The following is a 21015-nucleotide window of genomic DNA, read 5'->3' as shown; positions in this document are numbered from 1 at the left end:
AATTACTTGGCCGACGAGGCAGCCGCCTCGACATATTTGCCGGTGGTGTAACCGGCGTAATCAGGCAAAACCTCGTCGATACGACCCTGCTCTTTCAAAAAAGCAGAGGTATCGGCCAAGGCCTTGGCAGTGGGCTGACCTAAGGTCTTGATCTGATCAGCCGCAGATAAAAAGCCGCTGCCAGCCAGCACATTGGGGATTTCTTGAGGCGTCGCGCCAGTCAGGCGAGACAGCTTGTTGATGTTGTCAGCATTGGCAACCCAGGCAGCAGGATCATGCGTATAGCTCTCGTACGCAGCCAAGGTGACACGAGCAAAAGCAGACACAATATCCGGATGTTTTTCCGCAAAATCCTTGCGCACCAACCACACATCGAAAGTCGGAGCACCCAACTTGGCCAGCTCCCCAGAACTGATCAGCACCTTGCCGCTTTCCTTGGCCTTGCTCAAGGCCGGGTCCCACGTGTAGGCACCATCAATATCACCACGAGCCCAGGCCGCTACGATATTGGCCGGCGTCAGATTGATGATATTGACCTGCTTGGGATCAATTTTCCAATGCTTGAGCGCAGCCAGCAGACTGTAATGACTGGTCGACACAAAAGGCGTGGCAATCGTCTTGCCAACCAAATCTTGTGGAGACGCAATGTCCGAAGCATTACGCACAACCAGCTCTTCGCTGGTACCCAGTTCGGCCGCAATCAGAAAGGTCTCAATAGGTAATTTACGACTGGCCGCAGCGGCCAGGGGGCTGGAACCTAAATAGGCAATTTGCACATCACCCGAAGCGACAGCATTGATGACCTCTGCCCCACCATCAAACTTGCGCCAGTCGATCTTGGCGCCAGTTTCTTTTTCATAAACACCGTCTGCCTGAGGCACGTTCGACGGAGTAGGAATGGTTTGATAGGCGACCGTCAGACTGGTGGCCTGAGCTGTCAAAGATACGACGCTGGCCGCCAATGCCAGGCCCAGATACTGCAGAGTTCTCGTCAACGACATGGAGCATTCCTCGATTATTTTTGCGGCCCGATAAGCCGTTAGGTCGAGAAATCAGGATAGACAAAGCAAGGCGGCAGGCAAAAGAACGATTTCGCTTATTGTTAGTGCGCGAATTTATGAAGTCTGTAAACACAGCATTTGGGCACCTGCACCAACTACCGCATAAACCATGCCCCTATTCCACTAAAGCGCCCCCACCACCCTTGTCTGACAGGAGTGGTGGGTAACAAGATAAAGGCTTAAAGCCATTAATTCGAACGGGCCGCTAGAGCCTCCCGTTCAGGCAAGGAAGAGGGCCACCCGCCTGCCAGCGCCTTATACAAGGCAACCGCACTGAGCATGGTACGGGTACGCGCCTCAGCCAAGGCATCCTGGGCAAGCAGTTGCGTGCGCTCTGCATCCAACACCTCCAACAAACCGGCAGCCCCAGCCTCAAAACGAGTACGGGCAATGCGCGCAGCCAGTTCGCTATCAGCAGCAGCACGCTCCAGATGGGCGTCCTCAATACGAGTACGTGCATGCAGGACCAAGGCATTCTCGGTTTCCTCCAGGGCCAGCAATACGGTTTGGCGGTACCGCGCCAAGGCCGCTTGCGCATCGGCATCAGCGGCCGCGATGCGTGACTGCACACGGCCCACATCCAAGAAAGACCAATCGATGCCCAGTACCACCAGGCGCGTCTCACTCTCTCTGGAGAACAGCTGGCTGCTATCAATGGCATGACTCCCTATCAAGCCACCCAATGTAAAGCGTGGGAACAAATCGGCTGTCGCAACGCCAATCCGTGCCGTTGCTGCATGCAAGCGCGCCTCGGCAGCGGCAATATCAGGACGACGACGCAACAGTTCCCCCGGTGAGCCTGCATCCAGACGCGCTGGTACAGGCATCCCCTGGAACGGAGTCAACTGCTTGACCAAGGCCAAGGGCTGACGGCCCGTCAGAACGGCTAGACGATGCATCTGCACTGCAGCCTGAGCTTGCAAAGCCGGAATACGCGATGCAGTGGTTTCTGCCTGCGCACGCAAACGCGCGGTGTCAAACTCCGTGCCGGTACCAGCATCCAGCCGCTGTTGAACCAAGGACAACGTATTTTGCTGATTAAGCAGATTGGCTTGTGCCACCAGCAGCCTGGCCTGCGTACCCCGCAATTGCGTATAACTCTGCATGACTTCGCTCACAATCAGCACCTGCAAGGCACGCAAATCCGCAGTACTTGCGAAGGTATCCGCCTGACCGGCTTCAATCAGGCGACGGACACGACCAAATACATCCAGTTCCCAGCCAGCAACAAGACTGGCCTGCCAATTCTGATTGTCCCGGCCCGAAGCGCTGACACCGGGCATTTGATCGACACTGCTACGGTGATGCCCTGCCTCCCCCTGTGCCGTCACACTGGGCAAAGCCTCCAGCCGCGTATTGCGTAACAAGGCCTGCGCACGGTCCAGTCCAGCCAGAGCCGCACGCAAATCGTAATTGGTGCGTAAGGCATCCTGCACCAGCCCGGCCAATGTGGGATCGCCCAAGCCCTCGACCATGACTTGATCCGCACTCTGTGACAGCGGCACATCCTGCTTATCGGACAAAGTCGTTCCAAACTCATCCGGGATCGTCGTATCCGGTTGCTGGTGGTCAGGACCCACTGCGCAGGCAGCCAGGTACAGCGTAGCAAGAGTTGAGGCAGTCACGCGCCACAGTCGTCGGAACGATAAAGAACGGAGCACACGTCTGGCGCGACTTGTGGGAAAAAAAGCAGTCGCAAAGATAAGTTTAATCATGAGATACCTGTATAGGAGCCTGAGCGCGCTGCACCGATGAACGGCTGGCAAGCTTACGCAGTGCGACATAAAAGGCAGGAGTCAGGAACAGGCCAAATGCCGTCACTCCAACCATGCCTGCAAATACGGTAATACCCGTGGCTGCGCGCACCTCGCTGCCGGCTCCCGAGGACACCATCAATGGCGCCACACCAGCACAGAACGCAATGGACGTCATCACAATAGGACGCAGACGCAGACGGCAAGCCTGCAAGGCAGCATGCACAATATCCAAGCCTTCCTGCTCCAACTCACGAGCGAACTCGATAATCAAAATCGCGTTTTTACAGGCCAGACCCATCAATACAACCAGTCCGACCTGAACAAATACGTTGTTATCGCCGTTCGTTAACCACACGCCAAACAAAGCCGCCAACAGGCACATCGGCACAATCAGAATGACCGCCAAGGGCAATGTCCAGCTCTCGTACAAAGCGGCCAGAACCAGAAAAACCAACAAGACCGCCATAGGAAACACGATCATGGCAGCACCACTTTGGTTGGCCTGCTGATAACTCAGGTCACTCCACCCAATCCCCATGCCTGCTGGCAGGACCTGACTTGCCAACTGCTCGACATACGCCATCGCCTGACCTGACGACAAGACACGCGGATCCGCATCGCCCAACAAATCAGCCGCAGGATAGCCATTAAAGCGAATAACCGGATCGGGGCCATACGTACTTTGAACCTGCAATAGCGAGCCAATCGGGACCATCTCGCCCTGATCATTGCGAGTGCGCAAGCGACTAATATCTTCAGTACTGGCACGAAAAGCGCCATCAGCCTGGGCGATTACTTGCCAGGTTCGGCCAAACATATTGAAGTCATTGACGTAAGACGAGCCCAAATACGTTTGCAAAGTATCAAACAGCTCGGTCAACGGTACGCCTTGCGCCTTGGCCTTAATACGATCGACCACCGCATCCAATTGAGGGACATTCGCCTGATAGCTGCTGATGGGATAAGCCATTCCCGGCGTCTGGACCACAGCCCCCTGGAAAGCCTGAACCGCCTGCTGCAACGATCCGTAGCCCAGTTGCTCTCGATCCTGAATAAACAGGGACCAGCCAGACCCATTACCCAAACCTTGAATAGGAGGCGGCATAAAAGCAAAAGCCAGACCTTCTTGAATCTCAGCAAACTTTTGATTCAGCTCTGCAGAAATATCCTCTGCGCTGCGACTACGCTCGGAAAATGGCTCCAACACATAGAACACCACACCATTATTAGGCGTATTGGTGAACTGCAATGGATTCAGGCCTGGAAATGCGATTTCGTTGGACACACCATCAACCTTCATGGCGATCTCAGTCATACGCTTGAGGACCACATCGGTGCGTTCAATAGACGCCCCCTCGGGCATCTTGACGCCCGCAATCAAGTATTGCTTGTCTTGAACGGGGATAAAACCAGACGGCACGAGATTGAACATCAAGCCCGTTGCAGCCAACAAACCCACATACACCACCATCACTACACCACGACGGCCCAATACACGGCCAATGCTGCTTTGATAGCGCTCAGCGCTACGCTGAAACATGCGGTTAAAAGGAACAAACAACCAGCCAAAAGCCCGATCGATACCACGGGTCAGGGCATCTTTGGGAGCGTCATGCGGCTTGAGTAATCGCGCCGCCAACGCGGGAGACAAGGTCAAGGAGTTCAAGCCCGAAATCGCCACAGAAATAGCAATGGCCACAGCAAACTGCTTATAGAACTCGCCAATGACTCCATCCAGAAAAGCCATAGGAATGAATACGGCGCACAACACCAGTGTGATGGCGATAATCGGACCTGAAACTTCCCGCATTGCCAGATGGGCAGCCTGCAAGGGAGGTTCGCCATTCTCGATATGGCGCTCAACGTTTTCCACCACCACAATGGCGTCGTCCACCACAATACCGATCGCCAGGACCAAACCGAACAGCGTCAGGGTATTGATTGAAAATCCCAATACATGCAGCACCGCAAACGTGCCGATGATAGACACCGGAACCGCCAGCAAAGGAATGATGGAGGCACGCCAGGTCTGCAAGAACAGGATCACAACCAAAATCACCAATAGCACGGCCTCCAGCAAGGTAGTGATTACGGATTTGATGGAATCACGCACAAAGACCGTGGTGTCATAAATGGACTGGATCTCAATGCCCGGCGGCAACTTCTGGCGGATATCTTCCATTTTGGCTACAACTGCATCGCGAATTTCCAGGGCATTAGCGCCCGGGGCCTGAAAAATACCAATGGCTGACGCGCTCTTGCCATCCAAACGTGCTCGCAAGGTGTAATCGCCCGCCGCCAACTCAATCCGGGCTACATCCGCCAGTCGCACAATCTCGCCAGCCGCACCGCTCTTCAACACAATATCGCGAAACTCCTCCACGCTTTCTAAACGGCCTTTGGCATTGATCGGCAATAAGAAATCACTGGGATTTGGCATAGGTTCGGCACCTAGCTGACCAGCCGACACCTGAATATTCTGTTCACGTACGGCACGCAGAACATCGCTGGCCGTCAAACCACGCGCAGCCACTTTGTCCGGGTCCAACCAGATACGCATGGCATAGTCGCCCCCGCCAAACTGCTGAGCATCCCCCACCCCCGGTATGCGCGCCATTGCGTCCTTAACATGCAGGCGCATGTAGTTACGCAAGTACAAGGTGTCATAACGATCGTCTTCGGCGGTCAAATGAACCACCATCAAAAATACGGGCGACTGCTTTTGAACCGTCACCCCTTGCCGGCGTACATCCTCGGGCAAACGTGCCTGAGCCTGGGCAACCCGGTTCTGCACCTTGACAGCGGCATCATCCGGGTCTGTGCCGGGTTCGAAGGTAACGGTCATTTGCAATACACCGTCCGAACCTGCCACCGACTTCATGTACATCATGTTTTCCACGCCGTTAATAGCTTCCTCCAAAGGCGTCGCGACTGTTTCCGCAATCACCTTGGGATTGGCGCCAGGATAGACAGTGCGCACCATCACGGCCGGTGGCACGACTTCCGGATACTCACTGATTGGCAGGGAGGGAATCGCAATGAGCCCTCCGATAAATATCACGATCGACATGACAGCCGCAAAAATCGGCCTATCGATGAAAAATTTTGAAAAATTCATGAAAATGTCCTGTGCATCGGCAGCCATCGAACGATGTGCCGACCTCATAAGAGAACGTGAATCAGCCAGGCATCACCGCGAGTGCGGAGGCGGCTTGCGGCACGGGCGTGCCGAGAAGCTGGGCCACAGCAGGCGAATCAACCAAAGTCGGCGACACCGCCATGCCGGGCATGGGAACTTTTTGATGACCGCTGACAACAACTCGGTCGCCTTCAGCCAACCCCTTCTTGATCACGCGCAGTCCCTGAACAATGGGCCCCAGCGCAATATCACGCCGCTGAACACGGTTGTCCTGATCTACGATCAACACATACTTACGGTCTTGATCCGTCAGTACCGCCTTCTCATCGACCAGCATGGCTGTGTACGCTTGGCTACCCCCTAACTGCACACGAGCAAACAGGCCAGGGGTCAGTACGCCATCCGGGTTAGGCAACACAGCTCTGGCCCGCAAGGTGCCCGTAGCGGGGTCAACATGGTTATCAATAAAGTCCACATAGCCCGCATGCGGATACATCTCATCCGAGGCCAGCCCAACTTGAACAGGGCTTTGTGTCGTGCTGCGTTGCCCGTCCCGAGCTTGGCGTGCATAGCGCAGCCATGTACTCTCGTCCACGTCAAACAGCACATGCACAGGATCCTGAGACACTACCGTCGTCAAAACCGTCTGGTTGGCTTGGGCCAGATTACCCGTCGTAAGGAAAGCACGGCTGGCACGGCCTGTGATTGGCGAACGCACTTCGGTATATTGCAAATCCAGCGACGCCGCCGCCACCGTGGCCTCAGCAGCACGGACAGCCGCCAAGGCCTGTGAGGCCGACGCATTGCGGCTATCGAACTCTTCACGAGAAATCGCCTTGGACTGCACCAGCACTTTAGCCCGCCGTTGCTGCGTCACCGCAAACTGCGCATTACTGCGTGCACGCGCCAGTTCTGCCTGAGCCTGATCCAAGGCCGCACGATATGGCCGTGCATCAATCACAAACAGAAGATCCCCTTTGCTGACAGTTTGCCCTTCCGTGAAAGCGACATGATCAATGTAGCCACTGACGCGCGCGCGCAGTTCCACAGAGTCAACTGCTGCCACCCTGCCGGTGAATCCCTCCCATGGCTGAATCGGTTGAGCCGCTACCGACATGATGCTGACAGACGGAGCAGGCATGGCTTGATCAGATGCTGCCTGGCTATAACAAGCCGTCAGCAAAACAGCCGACAAGACCAGGGAGGCAGGAGCAAGCCATCGACGAGACCGTGTAACGAAATTAATGGAGCGAGTGTGATGAGACATCAAGGCGACATCCTGTTTAAAGCAGAAGGAATAAGGCGACGAATCGGTGGCAGTGGCGCAGGCGTAGATCTACCAGGAGTCAGCGGCAGGATTATCCCGTTTTCGATTGCCCCACTGCTGGGATAGTTTCTCCCAGCAGTGGGACATTGAGCCTCAGCCAGGTAGCGATAGGAGAATTGGGGAACGGGTAGCCAAGCTCCGGATTGCACGATAAATGGCCCGGCCCCCACCTGCCGGATACGATGTTCTGCTTTCATATAACCCACTGTTAAACCTGAATATATTTTTAATGATGAAAAGTTTTTCAGCAGGCTTAAGTGAACTCTTCCCGTGGCGTTTACAGCCTCTTGAACAATGACGGGCAACTCATTCGGGCACTTCCCTGCATCCAGGTTGATACTCTACAAGTGAACAACTGAATTGATTAGTCATGAATTAAGGGAAAGATTGTCCTTCAGGTGGGCTAATATAGGCGTTTTGCTCGGATGCAATTCCCATGTCTCACGATCTGAATGACACACTTATCTTCGGCAAGGTAGTCGAGCACGGCAGTTTTATCGGAGCTGCCAAGGCCCTGCGCCTGCCCAAAACAACGGTCAGCCGTAAAGTGCAGGAGCTTGAAGCCAGGCTGGGCGTGCAGTTATTGCATCGCACTACACGCCGTCTGGGTTTGACAGAGGCGGGCAACGTTTACGTGGAATATGCGCAACGCATTGCACGCGAACTGAACGAAGCTGAAAGCGCCGTCGGCCAGTTGCAGGCCGGGCCGCGAGGTTGGCTACGGTTTTCTGCCCCCTACTCCATCGGTATCGACAAAATCGCTCCGTTATTAGGCGAGTTCCATATGCGCTACCCTGAAGTGCGCGTTGAAATGCTGCTAAATAACGAGCAGGTCGATCTGATCGACAATGAGATTGATCTGGCCCTGCGCATTGGCGATCTACCCGACTCCACCCTGGTCGCACGCAAGCTGGGGGTCCTGACCACACAGGTATTTGCGGGCAATGCGTATATCACTCGATACGGCGAGCCCTCACATCCTGATGAGCTTTGGCATCACCGCACTATCGCGATGAGCAAGAACCGCAATGGCAATGACTATCAATGGACACTGGACGACGGCACTGGAAAACGTGCGTTTCCCATCAATCCTATTCTGGTTGCCAATGATCCGGCGGCCTGGAAAGGCGCTCTTTTATGTGGAGAGGGTCTGATCATCGGTGCGGATGTGATGGTCAAATCATATGTCGAGCACGGACTAGTCAAGCGAGTCCTGGCAGGCTGGAGCGGTGGCGAATACACATTGAATGCCGTATTTCCAAGAGGTCACGGACAGTCTCCGAAGGTAAGGGTATTTGTAGACTTTTTGCTCGAACGCCTTAACCTGGAAATTGACTATATGTCGGCGTATTGCCCGTTGATGCAGAAGGACGAGCAGGCGTCGATCGCTGCAGCACCTCCTGAGCTAAAAAGGCGGACCAGCGCCGATGATTTGCAGGCCATCGAAATCGGCAAGTGCATTCCGGAAGTAGCGACCCTGCCCTGAACTGTTAATTAAGCAAGCCAGCCGCCGGAACGCAGCACTCAGGCTCACACCAGTCTTGGGGGAAGCCTCTCAAGTCATTAGAAACCTAAAAGGAGCGCATGTAGCGCTCCTTTTAGCAGGGAGGATTGGGCTGCTCATTCTGCGTAGATAGCTATTGGCCCATTCAGACCAAATCGTCGGCCTGCACTGACATCAATCACGTTTCTTTCTGCCAAGCCATCGCGCGAACAAGACAGTCCCTGCCCAAAACAGACTCTCGCTCCAAGCCAGACGACAAAAAAAGCCCACATTGCTGTGGGCTGTTTTCTTTATCTTGATGGATCACAGCACAGATAAAGAGGCCCGCCATAGAGCGGGCTTTTTTGCGCTCGCAACAACACCTACCACTGCTAGGTAAAACACAAAAAGACAATGCCAGCAATCGATAGCCAATATGTAGCGATGATCCTCTTCCACTAAAAGGCTTCAGCGCGCAGGCATATCAGTTAAACCGTAGACTAGGTCCGCACGCGCATTCAGCGGAATCGGTGGCATGCTACGCTCCCAATTCAAATAGCGATCACGCATAGCCTTTAAACGTTCCGGATCGAGACGCGATAAATTTGCACGCTCTCTCTCGTCCAATGCCAGGTTAAACAAATATTCTAGCTCGTCCACCTTCAAATACTTCCAATCACCTTCAATCAAAGCTCGCTGTCCCCTGTGCTTCATCCGCCAATAGAGGGGGCGCTGAATGTCCGGGCCCTGGCCCCCACGCAACAACGAGGCGAGCGACACCCCATCAGGTGCAAAGGCCCCGGGCGGCTGAACCCCAGCGATATCCCAGATCGTCGCCGTCAAATCCATAGTCATACACGGCACCGCACACTCCCACGAGCCCACCTCTCTTGGCCAGTGCACAATAAGGGGAACCCGAATACCGCCTTCGGTTAGATCCATTTTCCCACCAACCAGTGGCCAGTTGTTCGAGTAGCGTTCGCCACCATTGTCACTAGTAAAAACCACTACCGTGTTATCAAGCAGACCCTGTTCACGCAACTCCTGCATCAACGTGCCTATCCCCTCATCCATTTCGCGAATCATCTGTTGGTAAACATGGATAGAACCACTTTCAAGATCACTCAGCGATGTCGGAAAGCGATATTCTGAATTATGTTGCATATCACGTGTCTGCCAAGGCCAATGCGGGGCCGTGTAGTGCAGACTCAGCAAAAACGGTATCCCATCACGACCACGCTCACGTACAAATTTCACAGCTTGCTCGCTAAACAGATCGGTCAGATACCCTTCGGCCTGGATAGGTTCGCCATTGCCAAATAATGCTCCCTCACCTTTGTTGTCGGTGTGACGCAAGTAATCGGCCCCCCCAGAGAGAATTCCCCAATGTTCTTGGTAACCACTTTTTAAAGGTCCGAAATACGGCGGATAGCCCAGATGCCATTTACCGATGAGAGCAGTCTTGTAGCCATGGTCGCGCAACAATGACGGCAAAGTAGGATGCTCCGGCGGCAGTCCAGCTACCTTATCCCCCTTAAAAAGCGGTGTTAAAGGCTCGTGGGCTCCGCCATGCAAACGATATTGGTAACGACCCGTCATCAATGCAAATCGTGTCGGCGAGCACACCGGCGAATTAGCATAGGCTCTCGTGAAACGCACACCCTCTTGAGCCAGGCGATCCAAGTTAGGACTGGTGTCAGGCAGCCCTCCGTAGCAGCCTAAATCCGCGTGCCCCAGATCATCCGCCAAGATAAAAATAAAATTCGTCATCCGGTACCCTTTTACAAAGTGCCCGCTAAACCAGCATCGGTAATGACCTGCTTATATCTAACACCATCCCGATCGATCTGTTGTTGAAACTCTGCCCCACGCTTAATAGTGACGTCCATACCCAGCTGGCGTAACTTGGACACTAAATCCGGATCAGACAATGCCTGCACAAAGGCATCCTCCAGCCACTGTCGCTTGGCGGGATCAGTGCCTGCCGGGACAAAAAACCCAGTCCAGCTAGCCAAATCCACGCCCGAAAATCCCGCCTCTCCAGCAGCGGGGACGTTAGGCAGAATCGGCGTACGCGCCTGAGTCGTGACTATTAAAGGGCGCAACTTATCAGCTTTAAGATGAGGCAGCGATGGTGCCAACGCATCAATCAACACAGGCACGTGGCCGCCCAGAACTGCCTGTAGCGCCGGAGTACTGCCATTAAACGGCACTGGCGTAAGCGTGATGCCAGCCGAGCGCGTTATGATTTCCATGGCAATGCGGCCCGGCATAGCCCCATGCGCATACATGGCATAGTCTGTCTGCCCTTTCTTAAGGCTCTCGATCCACTGCTCCACTGTCTGAATGCTGGAATCAGGTGCCACACTTAACACCAACGGCATATAGGTAGCCATGGCTACTGGATCAAAGTCCCCACTTGGCTCATAGGACAGCTCTTTGTACAGAACAGGGTTAAAGAGCATAGTGGCGTCGATCGCCGTCAGAACGGTATAGCCATCCGGCTTCGCGCGTGCAACGTATCGCGCACCGATAGTCGTGTTGCCACCGGGCCGGTTTTCCACCACGAGAGATGCCCCTTGCTGCTCTGCAACCTTTTGGGCCACCAGACGTGACAGGGTATCCGAGCCACCACCAGGAGCAAACGGCACAACCATAGTAATAGGTCGCTCAGGATACTGCGCTTGAACGTGCCCTCCCGGCATCACGCTCGCCAAGGCAAGCATGCTCAAAAAATATGGAGTTTTCATTGTCTCGCTCTCTGTTTAAGTGTGGAAGCTAATCCAGCTGTATACCCAAGCGCTGTATCATGGGGCCGTAAAACTGTGACTGTGCTTGGATAAAATTCTCAAAATCCAACCCCGCCCGCAAATCCACCACCATGCCTTTGCCAGCCAGCTGACTGCGCATGCCGTCGCCCTCCATCGCCAGAGCAAGTGCAGCTTGCATCGCGGCAATATCTTGCTCTGACGCATTACGGGGCGCGACCACGCCAAACCAACTAGAGAACACTAAAGGCTGGCCCAGTTCAGCTAATGTCGGCACCTGCTCCACCTGAGCTAAGCGTGAATCGGCGGCTACAGCCAAAGCCCGTAGCCGCCCATCGCTCAGCAAGGGGGAACTACCCACCAGTAGCTCGAACATGAAATCCACTTCTCCTCCAACAAGGTCTGTCAAAGCCTGGATAGCACCACGATAGGGAATATGATCCGCCTCGACGCCAAGATCGTGAGCGAACTGGGCACCTGCAAGGTGAGCCACTGTACCGATGCCTGCTGATCCATAGCGCAAGCGACGTTGCTTCCCAACAGCACGTAAGTCTTCTAAGGAAGTTAGACCGCTATCGGCACGCACCAGTAGTAGTAAGGGCGCTTGCGCCAAAAGCGTGACCGGCCTCAACTGCTTCGCAGCCATCCGCTGGTCAACACTGCGAAATAAAAAGGGGTTCAAAGATAGCAGGCCGGTGTGGGCCATAAGAAAACTCTGCTCGCCAGCCCGTTGCGTCAACGTAGCTCTGATAGCGACCATGCCACCCGCTCCCGGTTTATTTAATACAACAACAGGTTCACCCAGATAACGGGCCAAAGGTTTCTCCAGATCCCGAGCCAATTGGTCTACAGCGCCAGCTGGCGGAAACGGCAAAACTAGATTGATAGAGCCCGCCCCTGCCGTTAGCGGGATTAAGCACATCAAGAGAACACCTAGCAGCATCCGTAAACTCGTCGTGCTCATAGCCAACTCCTTTAATCTTAAAAATATACTGCGGTATATTTTTAAGATTAAAAAAACTACTCAATTTCCTCCATACTTGGTTTCCCTAATGCTAGGCGCCAACACTGACGCTCTTTAACGCAGCACTCTGATCGGCGTAGCCTCTATCTCAACATCCAAACGCCACTGGAACGGGCGCTGGGCGGTGGCACAGTAGCTATCGCCTCTCAGAGCCCCGAATCCGCTGACGAGCGCGACCACGCGCAGCCTCATCATCCAGGCGCTCAATCGTTTGAGCTGCATCACATCCTACCTCCGCTGCGGCCACATCCACCTTTGTTTGTTTCTGCTCTGCCTGGGCCCCCTGCCTTAACGCCGCCCGAACTGCAGCAGCGCCAGAGCAGCTCCGCTAAATGGGCACATGCTGGAAAGTGGTCCAGCGCCGGGGAGGAACCCATGCAAGCCTAGTCTTTTCTCGGGTTTGAACGGGCTCAAGAATTGAGCAGGTTGACCGCAGGGCATTCACGGCAACAAGGAAGGAAGTTGGATTGCGGAACGTCCGCTTTCACAATCTGCGCCATATCTGGGCGAGCTGGCATGTTCACAACGGTACCCTGCTCTTTGTATTGAAGAAGCGTGGCGACTGGGAGACGCTGGACATGGTAAAGAAGTACGCCCACTTGGACGCTGATCATCTGGCACAGTACGCAATCACGCCACGTTTAGGTCACAGCAAACAACAAAAAAGCCACCCGATTGGGTGGCTTTTTTGTCCTGATTTAACAGGGGTATTCTGGTGGCGCATCCCTGATTCGAACAGGGGACCTGCGGATTATGATTCCGTCGCTCTAACCTGCTGAGCTAATGCGCCGAAGAAGAAATTATAGCAAGGTTTCGTCTTTTAGCAAGCACTTATCTCGATCTTTTTTCATCTTTTTGACGATTCTCTCCTATGAAAACGCTAAGCCCTTGTATTCATTGAGCTTCCCTTCTTCAATGCCGGTTCCGGCCACCCAATCAAATGATACAAAAAGTAAACACGCTAGCCATTCCCTGCTACTCCTCCCCCTTGCGCCCTATCAAGCCTGTTTGTCATCCCCTATTGCTACACTGCCTGCTTGGCGTTTGATCCGTCCTTGTTAATTGACTGACGTCCGTGATCCGGACTTTCCACAGGAACTTTGTTTATGGCCAGTACGCTTGCTATTGTTGTCTCGCTTTTGCTGCTGATGTTCTTCGCTTATCGGGGGGTGACGGTTCTGTTGCTGGCTCCCTTGATGGCCGCTCTGGCTGTGCTGCTCTCGGGGGACTCCGGGTTTTTGTTGCCCATCTACACTTCCACCTTCATGAGCGCACTTAGCGGCTATGTGCTTCAGTTCTTGCCCATCTTCTTGTTAGGTGCCTTGTTTGGTCAGTTGATGGCGGACTCCGGAGCGGCTCAGGCGATTGCTCAGTGGATTACGCGCAAGCTGGGGCATCGTCATGCTATTGCCACCATTGTGATGGTGTGCGGCGTACTGACTTATGGTGGTGTGTCCTTGTTCGTGGTGGCCTTTGCCATTTATCCGATTGCCAAGGATCTGTTTCGCGCAGCGGGTATCCCCAAGCGTCTGATTCCTGCGGCAATTGCACTGGGTTCCTTTACCTTCACCATGACTGCTCTGCCTGGCACGCCTGCCATTCAGAACGCGATTCCTATTCCTTACTACGGCACTAACGTGTTTGCTGCACCTGGGCTGGGGATTATTGGTGGTTTGATCATGGCTTTGGGCGGCTTGTGGTGGCTGCAGTCGCGTGCGCGCAAAGCAGCAGCCAAGGGTGAAACCTATGGCGATCACGGTCAGGATCATTTCGATGCCAGCGACGATCACAGCACGCATGGTCAGAAACCCATGCCTATCTTCCTGGCCATCTTGCCGCTGATTCTGGTGATTGGCGTCAATGCCTTGTTCACTTATGGGATTTTCCCCGGCACGAACTTCGAGTTCATGGCCGAGCGTTTCCCTCAGGTTGATCCCGCCAAGATTACGGGTCTGTGGGCACTGATTATTGCCTTGATTACCGCGAACCTGGTGTTGATCATCAGCCGCTTGGGTCACTGGAAGAGTCTGCGTGAAAGCATCAACAAAGGCGTGTTTGGTTTCATGCTGCCTTTGTTCAATACCGCCTCTGAAGTTGGTTACGGCGCGGTAATTGCCAGCCTGGCAGGCTTTGCGATTATTCGGGACTTTGTGTTGAACGTGGCTCCTGGCAATCCACTGATCTCGGAAGCAGTCGCCATGACGACATTGGCCGGGATTACAGGCTCGTCTTCAGGTGGTTTGAGTATTGCCTTGCAGACGTTGGGTTCGGATTATTTGGCGATGGCCCAGCAAGCTGGCATCAGCCCTGAACTGCTGCACCGTGTGGCGGTGATGGCAGCGGGTGGTCTGGATACCCTGCCCCATTGCGGCGCGATCATTACCTTGCTGTCCATCTGCAAGCTGAACCACCGTCAGTCCTATGGCAATATCGCCATGGTGACAATGGCTGCTCCTATCTTTGCGCTGATCACCGTGATTACGCTGGGTACGATTTTTGGCAGCTTCTAAGCAAGTTTAGGAGACAAGCTCTATATAAGCAGCTATGTGCAGATTCGCGCATAGCTGCTTTTTTTGACCTCAGATCACCACAAGCGTGTTTCGTTTTCTTCCGCGAAAACCCGTAACGCTTTGCTATCCGACATCGGCCCTGAGCGTGCTAGGATTCAGGCAGATGGTCCCGTATTATCCAGGTCAATAATCAGGAGCACACCATGAACTACACCTACACCCTTAATGAGTTAGGCACTGAAGCGATTCGTCAGTTTGTTCTGGATCGTGGTCAGCCTGATCTGAACCTGCAGGCTTACATTGCTGCTGCCGAGGTAGAGGCCGACAATTTCAATGCGGATGGCAGCCAGCGCGGCCAGATCGAGATCGATTCCAACTGCAGCAAGGATGGTTTAACGCATACCCTGCTGCTGGAAAAACACTGGTTTGCGACTCAGCCAGTTCCTGAGGCGCCCAGTGAAGACAGCTTCTTCTAAATAGAAGCTGGGTTTATCTGTGAGTTCACAATCGACTGACCGACTGTCAGACAGACACAAGCTCAGCTATCTGCCCCTCGTCTCTCTATAGATATTGACCCAGGTAAGCCCAAACAGCTGCCTGGGCCTCAAACTGTCTGAGGGGCCAATAAGATTCATATAGAAACTGGGCATATTGCCGCATGATCTGATGCCTGCGGGTGCCGGAACACCATCAGAGGAAAACCCGTCGCTTGCGTTCCAGGAGTCAACGAGTCCGCAAAGCAGGGCCCTACCCGCCCTAATCCACCTGCAAACCAATCTTGTAGGCCAAAGCCCCAAATCGGTCGATGTCGTTCCAGATCATGGCCTTGAAGCCACTGGCTTGTGCTGATTCATTGCCTTCTTGCGGCGTATAACCCAATGCCAGCAATTGCGATTGCATGGCCGGGTCCGTCAGGGCTTTTTGCACGACGCGGTTCAGCGTATTGATAATGTGTTCAGGCGTGTGAGACGGAGCCAACAGGCCGTGCCATTGGTCCAGCTCGAAATCACTATGACTGACTTCAGCCACGGTTGGCACTTTAGGCAGAACGGGGCTGCGTTGGGCAGAGGTGACGGCCAAGGCGCGCAAGTGTCCGGACTCGATCAAGGTAGCCGCGCTGGACAAGGTCACAATGCCTAAAGGCACCTGGCCCGCGACCACATCGTTCAAAGCGGGGCCGCAGCCGCGATACGGGATATGCAGCAAGGCCGTGCCTCGCAAGTCATAGAGCATCTCTCCGGCCAGATGCTGAGGAGTGCCATTTCCGCAGGACGCATAAGCCAAGACCGGTTCGGACTGCTGCTCCAGAACTTGTTCCAGATTCTGAATATCCGAGCCGTGTCCAGTCACGATCACGGAGGGCACAAATCCTATATTCGCAATCGGCGCAAAGTCTTCTTTGGGTTTGAAGCCCAGGTTACGAAATACGCCAGGATTGATGGCAAAAGAGCTATTGGCCATCAGCAAGGTGTAGCCGTCAGCGCGGGCATAAGCTACCGCCCGCGCACCAATATTGCCGCTGGCACCAGGTCGGTTGTCGATAATAACGGGTTGGCCCAGCGCTCTTTCCAGCCTGGGGCCCAGTTTGCGGGCCAGCAAGTCGGTCCCGCCGCCAGGCGGAAAGGTGACGATCACGGTAATCGGCTTGAGGGGATATTTCACAGCCTGCTCGGCTGCCACCTCCCTTGCCTGCGCCGCTGGATTACCCAAGCCTAGCGCCACCATTCCCAGCAAGGTGGCTGCTGCCGCCCGCTTCCCCACCTGAAAACCCGCCATGACAGCTAACACGTTTCTCTACTCAAGCGTCCAGACCAATATCCAGCACACGGGCACTGTGCGTAATCCAGCCCACTGCGATTCGGTCTACACCGCAACGGGCTATTTCTACGGCTGTTTCCGGAGTGATACGACCAGAGGCTTCTGTTTTGGCTCGGCCTGCGACGCGGGCCACGGCCTCGGTCAAGGTTGCGGTGTCCATATTGTCCAGAAGAATACTATCCACACCCAGTTCCAGCACTTCGTCCAGTTGCTCCAGGGTATCGACTTCCACCTCAATGCAAACCAGATGACCAATATAAGCACGGGCTGCTTCCACGGCGGCTTTGACGCCCCCGGCAACGGCAATGTGGTTGTCTTTAATCAGTACCGCGTCATCCAGACCAAAGCGATGGTTGCTGCCGCCCCCGACTCGAACTGCGTATTTCTGCACAGCGCGCAGACCAGGCATGGTTTTACGGGTGCAAGTGACTTTAGTGCCGTAAGGCGCAATCGCGCGGGCAATGGAGGCAGTAGCCGATGCCACGCCACTTAAATGCCCCAGGAAATTCAAGGCGCAGCGCTCTGCCGTCAGCATGGAACGGGCCGAGCCGCTAATGACCGCAATCTGCGCCCCCGGAGTCAGGACATCGCCATCTTGCAGTTGAGCCTCAAAGCGCAACGTAGGGTCCAGCAAGGTAAAGGCCAGACGAGCCAGATCCAGGCCAGCCAACACACCATCCTCGCGGGCCACCAGGCGCATTTGCGTGCGCGTTGCTGCGGGAACGATGGAGTCCGTCGTCAGATCACCAGCGCGACCCAAGTCTTCTTGCAAGGTGGCGCGCACCAAGGGTTCCAGGATGACGTCGGGCAAGGAAGGAATACGGTGAGCTCGTGTCTCTGCAGCTTGCGCTGTCGGCTCGGGGGCATTAATTATGCTCATTATGAGTATTTAAATCGCTAAAAATAAGGCCTAATGGCACGGTGCATTTATGCTATTCCTGAGCATAAGCACTGTCAAGCCATAGGCCCGCTTTTTAACGCGCTTGTTTCGCCAGCGGCAATTTACTGCCCGAGATGGCCCGTTCAAACAAAACGTCTCCACGAAAGCGAAACAATTTGGCGGGTCGGCCTGAACCACCCACACTCATGGCGCCGGTTTCTTCCACCAGGGCTTGCTGTTCAATCAAACGGCGAAAGTTCTGCTTATGCAGTCCCCGCCCTGCCAGGGCTTCCACGGCCTGCTGCAACTGCAGCAAGGTGAATTCTGGCGGCATCAGTTCAAACACAACAGGACGGTATTTGATTTTGGCGCGTAGACGCGCCAGACCTGTGGCCAGAATACGGCGATGATCGTGACGCATGCCCAGGCCCAGCTCGTAATGCTTGCCCAGCTCTTGCTGTTCACGCTGGCGACGGCGGCAGGACTCGGGCAACAAGCCCGCTTCATACAGCAGCTCGTAACGCTGCAAAACAAAGTCCTCGTTCCAGATCGCCCCTTCCAGGCCAAAGCTGTAATTGACGCGCTGGCGGCGCAAGGCCCGCAAGGATTCGTCCTGCTCGCACCAGTCCAGCAAGGCAGGCACAATGGTTTTCTGAATAATGTCCGGTGCACCATCGCGTCGGTCTTCCCACGGGAAGTAACGGTAGCAGTCCTGCCAGATCACCTGGGCCACATCCGGCTGGCCCACTTCACGCGTCAGCCCGACATAGCTGACCGACACAATACGCGTGCCCTGCGCGTCAAAACGATCCCTGTCTGCAAAGGTATACAGCTGCTCCACATACCCCACCGGGTGATGGGTTTGGGTTTCCACCCAATCGCGCAGCCCCGTTTGCAAAGAACGGTGCGTGTGCTGAAACGGCCCGGCGGGCAAGGCTTGGCCGGCGTCCGTGGTCAAGACACGGGGCTCGCCGTCGCTGACAGCTACTAAAACAGCTACCAGTTCAGCACTGACTACAGGTTCCTGCGTATCGATCACATATTCTCCTTCTGAATCGCGCCAGCGCGCATCTGGCGGATTATAAGCGAGGCCCGCCCTGCTCCGGCGGGCGGCAGGGGCGCTACCCGAAAATACAGTGGGTACCTTATTTTCAGATGATCAAATTATGACCCATGAACATCTAAGCCTAAAGAAATTCAGTTGCCTGTCGTTAAGCGTTCGAACTGTATGTGTTTGCCATAAATGACAAGCAAGCGCTCAGTCAGAGGCCGGATCAGACAACAGTTTCACGCTTTGTTCTGCTCCGCCATTCGCAAAAATAGAAGGTTTCTGACAATTCAGGTCGATCACGGACAGACAGAAGCCTATGCCCCGTTTTTGCATGGCCCATGCGGGCTTGACGGCCCCCCGCGTCCCCTTTGTTGTTCTCCTCCAGGATGATGAATGCGTAAGAATTTCCCCATTACCCAGGACGAGGTTCGCGTCCGGGCCGATCAGTACCTTATTTCAAAGACCGACCTGAAAGGTCGGATCACCTACGCGAACGCAGCCTTTATTGCGATCAGTGGCTTCACCCGTGAGGAGCTGGTTGGCAAGGCCCATAACCTGGTCCGTCACCCCGACATGCCGCCCGAGGCCTTCCAGGACTTCTGGGACACCTTGCAAAATAAACGCCCCTGGATGGGCGTGGTAAAGAATCGCCGCAAAGACGGTGGTTTTTACTGGGTGTACGCCATGGCGGTGCCTATTTACGAAAATGGCACCGTCGCTGGCTATGCTTCGGTGCGCGTAAAACCCAGCCAGGAACAGATCGACGAGGCCGAAAGCCTGTACGCCGCCATTAATGAAGGCCGCGCCAAAGGTGTGCGCCTGCATGAAGGCCGTGCTGTGCCTACCGGCTGGCGCAAGGCCTTGAGTCAGTTGCGCCGCCCTTTCAGCAATTCCTTGCGTGCCAGCCTGTTCCGTATGGGCGCCCTGGCTTTGGCCACGACCGGCACCGCCCTGTACTTCGCCCTGACAGGTGGCGTACCTCAAGGCTCGGGTTTGTGGCTGACAGGTGGTTTGTGCCTGGCCAGTGCCGTGATGATGGGTTACGGCTGGCTGATTGCCCAGCGTGTAATCCGCCCTCTGGACCAGGCCTCCCTGATCGCCCAGCAGATTGCCACCGGCAACTTGCAGCTGGATATTGACATCAACTCCAGCGAAAGCAATTCGGAAATTGGCCAGCTCTACTTCTGTCTGGATTTGATGCGCAAGAGTCTGGTGGGAATTGCCAGTGATGCCCGCACCGGAATTGATGCCTCTATCCATACGGCCCGCATTCTGGAAGTCAACAATACCAATCTGGCATCGCGCACCGAAGATCAGGCCGCGTCCTTGCAGGAAACCGCCGCCAGCATGGAAGAGCTGACGGTAACCGTGCGTCAGAACGCCGATAACGCCAATCAGGCCAGCCAGTTGGCCGATGCAAGTATGCAGATTGCTCAGCGTGGCGGCGAAGTGGTCAATGAAGTGGTGCAGACCATGCAAGGCATTCACGACAGCTCGCGCCGCATTGGCGATATCGTCACCGTCATTGAAGGCATTGCCTTCCAGACCAATATTCTGGCGCTGAACGCGGCGGTGGAATCGGCCCGTGCCGGTGAGGCTGGCCGTGGCTTTGCGGTGGTGGCCGGTGAAGTGCGCAGTCTGGCCCAGAAGAGTTCCCAAGCTGCTGGCGAGATCAAGAACCTGATTGATGCCTCGGTAAGCCGTATGGCCGTGGGTGCCGAACAGGCCGCCCGCGCAGGCGCCACCATGGGCGAGGTCGTGGACTCGGTAAAACGTGTCACGGATATTATTGGCGAGATCTCCACCGCGTCGATCGAGCAGGCCAGCGGTCTGGATCAGATCAACGAAGCGATGGCCAAGATGGATGGGGTCACCCAGCAGAATGCCGCCCTGGTACAGGATCTGGGCAACACCATGAGCGACCTGGCCTCCGAAGCCTCCGAGCTGGCCGATGCCATCAAGGCCTTGAATACCGGCTCTGTCGATTCCAACCAAAGTGCTCCTGCTTTGGCTCAGTTGAGCAAGGCTCCCACCATGCAGGTACTGTCCTACCAGAACACGCAGCCCTTTCAGGCTCAAAGTGCCAAAACAGCGAATGCCCGCCTGGAAGCGATTCGCCGCTAAACCATAAAATCAGGATCGGCAGCGGCTCTGCTGATCCTGATAAAACTGACAACTAGACAAAACAATAATTCCG

14 protein-coding genes, 1 tRNA gene and 1 pseudogene are annotated in these 21015 nt (G+C 54.9%); 5 read left to right on the top strand and 11 right to left on the bottom strand.

The features are described 5' to 3' along the window. Positions 1–2: 2 nt before the first annotated feature. The 4 genes from tauA to ACFPDR_RS14575 all read right to left on the bottom strand — a co-directional run bounded on the left by tauA (position 3) and on the right by ACFPDR_RS14575 (position 7224). Positions 3–1001 (bottom strand): taurine ABC transporter substrate-binding protein, encoded by a 999-nt coding sequence (tauA, locus tag ACFPDR_RS14590; RefSeq protein ID WP_376911322.1) that lies wholly within the window; start codon positions 999–1001, stop codon positions 3–5. Positions 1002–1249: 248 nt separating this feature from the next. After that, positions 1250–2686, bottom strand: a complete 1437-nt coding sequence (locus tag ACFPDR_RS14585; RefSeq protein ID WP_240688271.1) for an efflux transporter outer membrane subunit — start codon at positions 2684–2686, stop codon at positions 1250–1252. 82 nt (positions 2687–2768) lie between these two features. Then, positions 2769–5936 (bottom strand): efflux RND transporter permease subunit, encoded by a 3168-nt coding sequence (locus ACFPDR_RS14580; RefSeq protein ID WP_268380268.1) that lies wholly within the window; start codon positions 5934–5936, stop codon positions 2769–2771. A gap of 61 nt (positions 5937–5997) precedes the next feature. After that, positions 5998–7224 carry an efflux RND transporter periplasmic adaptor subunit gene (locus ACFPDR_RS14575; RefSeq protein ID WP_060186931.1) on the bottom strand — a complete coding sequence of 409 codons (1227 nt, stop codon included), beginning with the start codon at positions 7222–7224 and terminating at the stop codon, positions 5998–6000. 496 nt (positions 7225–7720) lie between these two features. Between ACFPDR_RS14575 and ACFPDR_RS14570 the strand changes: the two genes are divergently transcribed. Beyond that, on the top strand, positions 7721–8770 hold the full coding sequence (locus tag ACFPDR_RS14570; RefSeq protein WP_060186930.1) for a LysR family transcriptional regulator: 1050 nt from the start codon (positions 7721–7723) through the stop codon (positions 8768–8770). Between the two features lie 465 nt (positions 8771–9235). Here the strand turns inward: ACFPDR_RS14570 and ACFPDR_RS14565 are convergent, their stop codons facing one another. Genes ACFPDR_RS14565 through ACFPDR_RS14555 form a run of 3 tightly spaced genes read right to left on the bottom strand, consistent with a single transcriptional unit; the run spans position 9236 to position 12499 of the window. Continuing rightward, entirely contained in the window at positions 9236–10537 is a 1302-nt protein-coding gene (locus ACFPDR_RS14565) for a sulfatase (RefSeq protein ID WP_376911319.1), read from the bottom strand. 11 nt (positions 10538–10548) lie between these two features. Continuing rightward, the gene (locus ACFPDR_RS14560; RefSeq protein WP_115633534.1) at positions 10549–11517 is read right to left on the bottom strand and encodes a Bug family tripartite tricarboxylate transporter substrate binding protein; all 969 of its coding nucleotides are present in this window, start codon (positions 11515–11517) and stop codon (positions 10549–10551) included. A gap of 28 nt (positions 11518–11545) precedes the next feature. Continuing rightward, the gene (locus ACFPDR_RS14555) at positions 11546–12499 is read right to left on the bottom strand and encodes a Bug family tripartite tricarboxylate transporter substrate binding protein (protein ID WP_115634982.1); all 954 of its coding nucleotides are present in this window, start codon (positions 12497–12499) and stop codon (positions 11546–11548) included. A 476-nt stretch (positions 12500–12975) separates the two neighbouring features. On the opposite strand from ACFPDR_RS14555, the pseudogene ACFPDR_RS14550 reads away from it, so the two are divergent. Continuing rightward, a pseudogene (locus tag ACFPDR_RS14550) lies at positions 12976–13155 on the top strand (tyrosine-type recombinase/integrase); the annotation flags it as partial. Between the two features lie 117 nt (positions 13156–13272). Here the strand turns inward: ACFPDR_RS14550 and ACFPDR_RS14545 are convergent. Next, positions 13273–13349, bottom strand: a tRNA-Met gene (locus tag ACFPDR_RS14545). A gap of 316 nt (positions 13350–13665) precedes the next feature. On the opposite strand from ACFPDR_RS14545, the gene ACFPDR_RS14540 reads away from it, so the two are divergent. Together ACFPDR_RS14540 and ACFPDR_RS14535 are read left to right on the top strand one after the other, a co-directional pair. After that, entirely contained in the window at positions 13666–15069 is a 1404-nt protein-coding gene (locus tag ACFPDR_RS14540; protein WP_115634980.1) for a GntP family permease, read from the top strand. 203 nt (positions 15070–15272) lie between these two features. Continuing rightward, positions 15273–15545, top strand: coding sequence for a hypothetical protein (locus tag ACFPDR_RS14535; RefSeq protein ID WP_060186879.1), 273 nt, complete (start codon positions 15273–15275; stop codon positions 15543–15545). Between the two features lie 280 nt (positions 15546–15825). Here the strand turns inward: ACFPDR_RS14535 and ACFPDR_RS14530 are convergent, their stop codons facing one another. The 3 genes from ACFPDR_RS14530 to ACFPDR_RS14520 form a co-directional block, all read right to left on the bottom strand. Further along, positions 15826–16845, bottom strand: coding sequence for a tripartite tricarboxylate transporter substrate binding protein (locus ACFPDR_RS14530; RefSeq protein ID WP_137431649.1), 1020 nt, complete (start codon positions 16843–16845; stop codon positions 15826–15828). Positions 16846–16867: 22 nt separating this feature from the next. Continuing rightward, on the bottom strand, positions 16868–17767 hold the full coding sequence (gene nadC / locus ACFPDR_RS14525) for a carboxylating nicotinate-nucleotide diphosphorylase (protein ID WP_088452421.1): 900 nt from the start codon (positions 17765–17767) through the stop codon (positions 16868–16870). 94 nt (positions 17768–17861) lie between these two features. Next, positions 17862–18806 (bottom strand): NUDIX hydrolase, encoded by a 945-nt coding sequence (locus tag ACFPDR_RS14520; protein ID WP_035269142.1) that lies wholly within the window; start codon positions 18804–18806, stop codon positions 17862–17864. Between the two features lie 405 nt (positions 18807–19211). Here ACFPDR_RS14520 and ACFPDR_RS14515 point away from each other — a divergent pair, with 405 nt between their 5' ends. After that, positions 19212–20942 carry a methyl-accepting chemotaxis protein gene (locus tag ACFPDR_RS14515; protein ID WP_376911316.1) on the top strand — a complete coding sequence of 577 codons (1731 nt, stop codon included), beginning with the start codon at positions 19212–19214 and terminating at the stop codon, positions 20940–20942. Positions 20943–21015: the final 73 nt, after the last annotated feature.

This window comes from Alcaligenes sp. GCM10023179 (assembly GCF_042653705.1).
Classification (GTDB): domain Bacteria; phylum Pseudomonadota; class Gammaproteobacteria; order Burkholderiales; family Burkholderiaceae_B; genus Alcaligenes; species Alcaligenes phenolicus.
This window is presented reverse-complemented; position numbering and strand designations above follow the sequence as displayed.

Excerpts from the sequence above, each read along its gene's own strand:
- ACFPDR_RS14580 (WP_268380268.1), bottom strand. The coding sequence starts at position 5,936 with ATGAATTTTTCAAAATTTTTCATCGATAGGCCGATTTTTGCGGCTGTC.
- ACFPDR_RS14530 (WP_137431649.1), bottom strand. The coding sequence starts at position 16,845 with ATGGCGGGTTTTCAGGTGGGGAAGCGGGCGGCAGCAGCCACCTTGCTG.
- ACFPDR_RS14515 (WP_376911316.1), top strand. The coding sequence starts at position 19,212 with ATGCGTAAGAATTTCCCCATTACCCAGGACGAGGTTCGCGTCCGGGCC.
- ACFPDR_RS14565 (WP_376911319.1), bottom strand. The coding sequence starts at position 10,537 with ATGACGAATTTTATTTTTATCTTGGCGGATGATCTGGGGCACGCGGAT.
- ACFPDR_RS14540 (WP_115634980.1), top strand. The coding sequence starts at position 13,666 with ATGGCCAGTACGCTTGCTATTGTTGTCTCGCTTTTGCTGCTGATGTTC.
- ACFPDR_RS14560 (WP_115633534.1), bottom strand. The coding sequence starts at position 11,517 with ATGAAAACTCCATATTTTTTGAGCATGCTTGCCTTGGCGAGCGTGATG.
- nadC (WP_088452421.1), bottom strand. The coding sequence starts at position 17,767 with ATGAGCATAATTAATGCCCCCGAGCCGACAGCGCAAGCTGCAGAGACA.
- tauA (WP_376911322.1), bottom strand. The coding sequence starts at position 1,001 with ATGTCGTTGACGAGAACTCTGCAGTATCTGGGCCTGGCATTGGCGGCC.
- ACFPDR_RS14535 (WP_060186879.1), top strand. The coding sequence starts at position 15,273 with ATGAACTACACCTACACCCTTAATGAGTTAGGCACTGAAGCGATTCGT.
- ACFPDR_RS14570 (WP_060186930.1), top strand. The coding sequence starts at position 7,721 with ATGTCTCACGATCTGAATGACACACTTATCTTCGGCAAGGTAGTCGAG.
- ACFPDR_RS14575 (WP_060186931.1), bottom strand. The coding sequence starts at position 7,224 with ATGTCTCATCACACTCGCTCCATTAATTTCGTTACACGGTCTCGTCGA.
- ACFPDR_RS14555 (WP_115634982.1), bottom strand. The coding sequence starts at position 12,499 with ATGAGCACGACGAGTTTACGGATGCTGCTAGGTGTTCTCTTGATGTGC.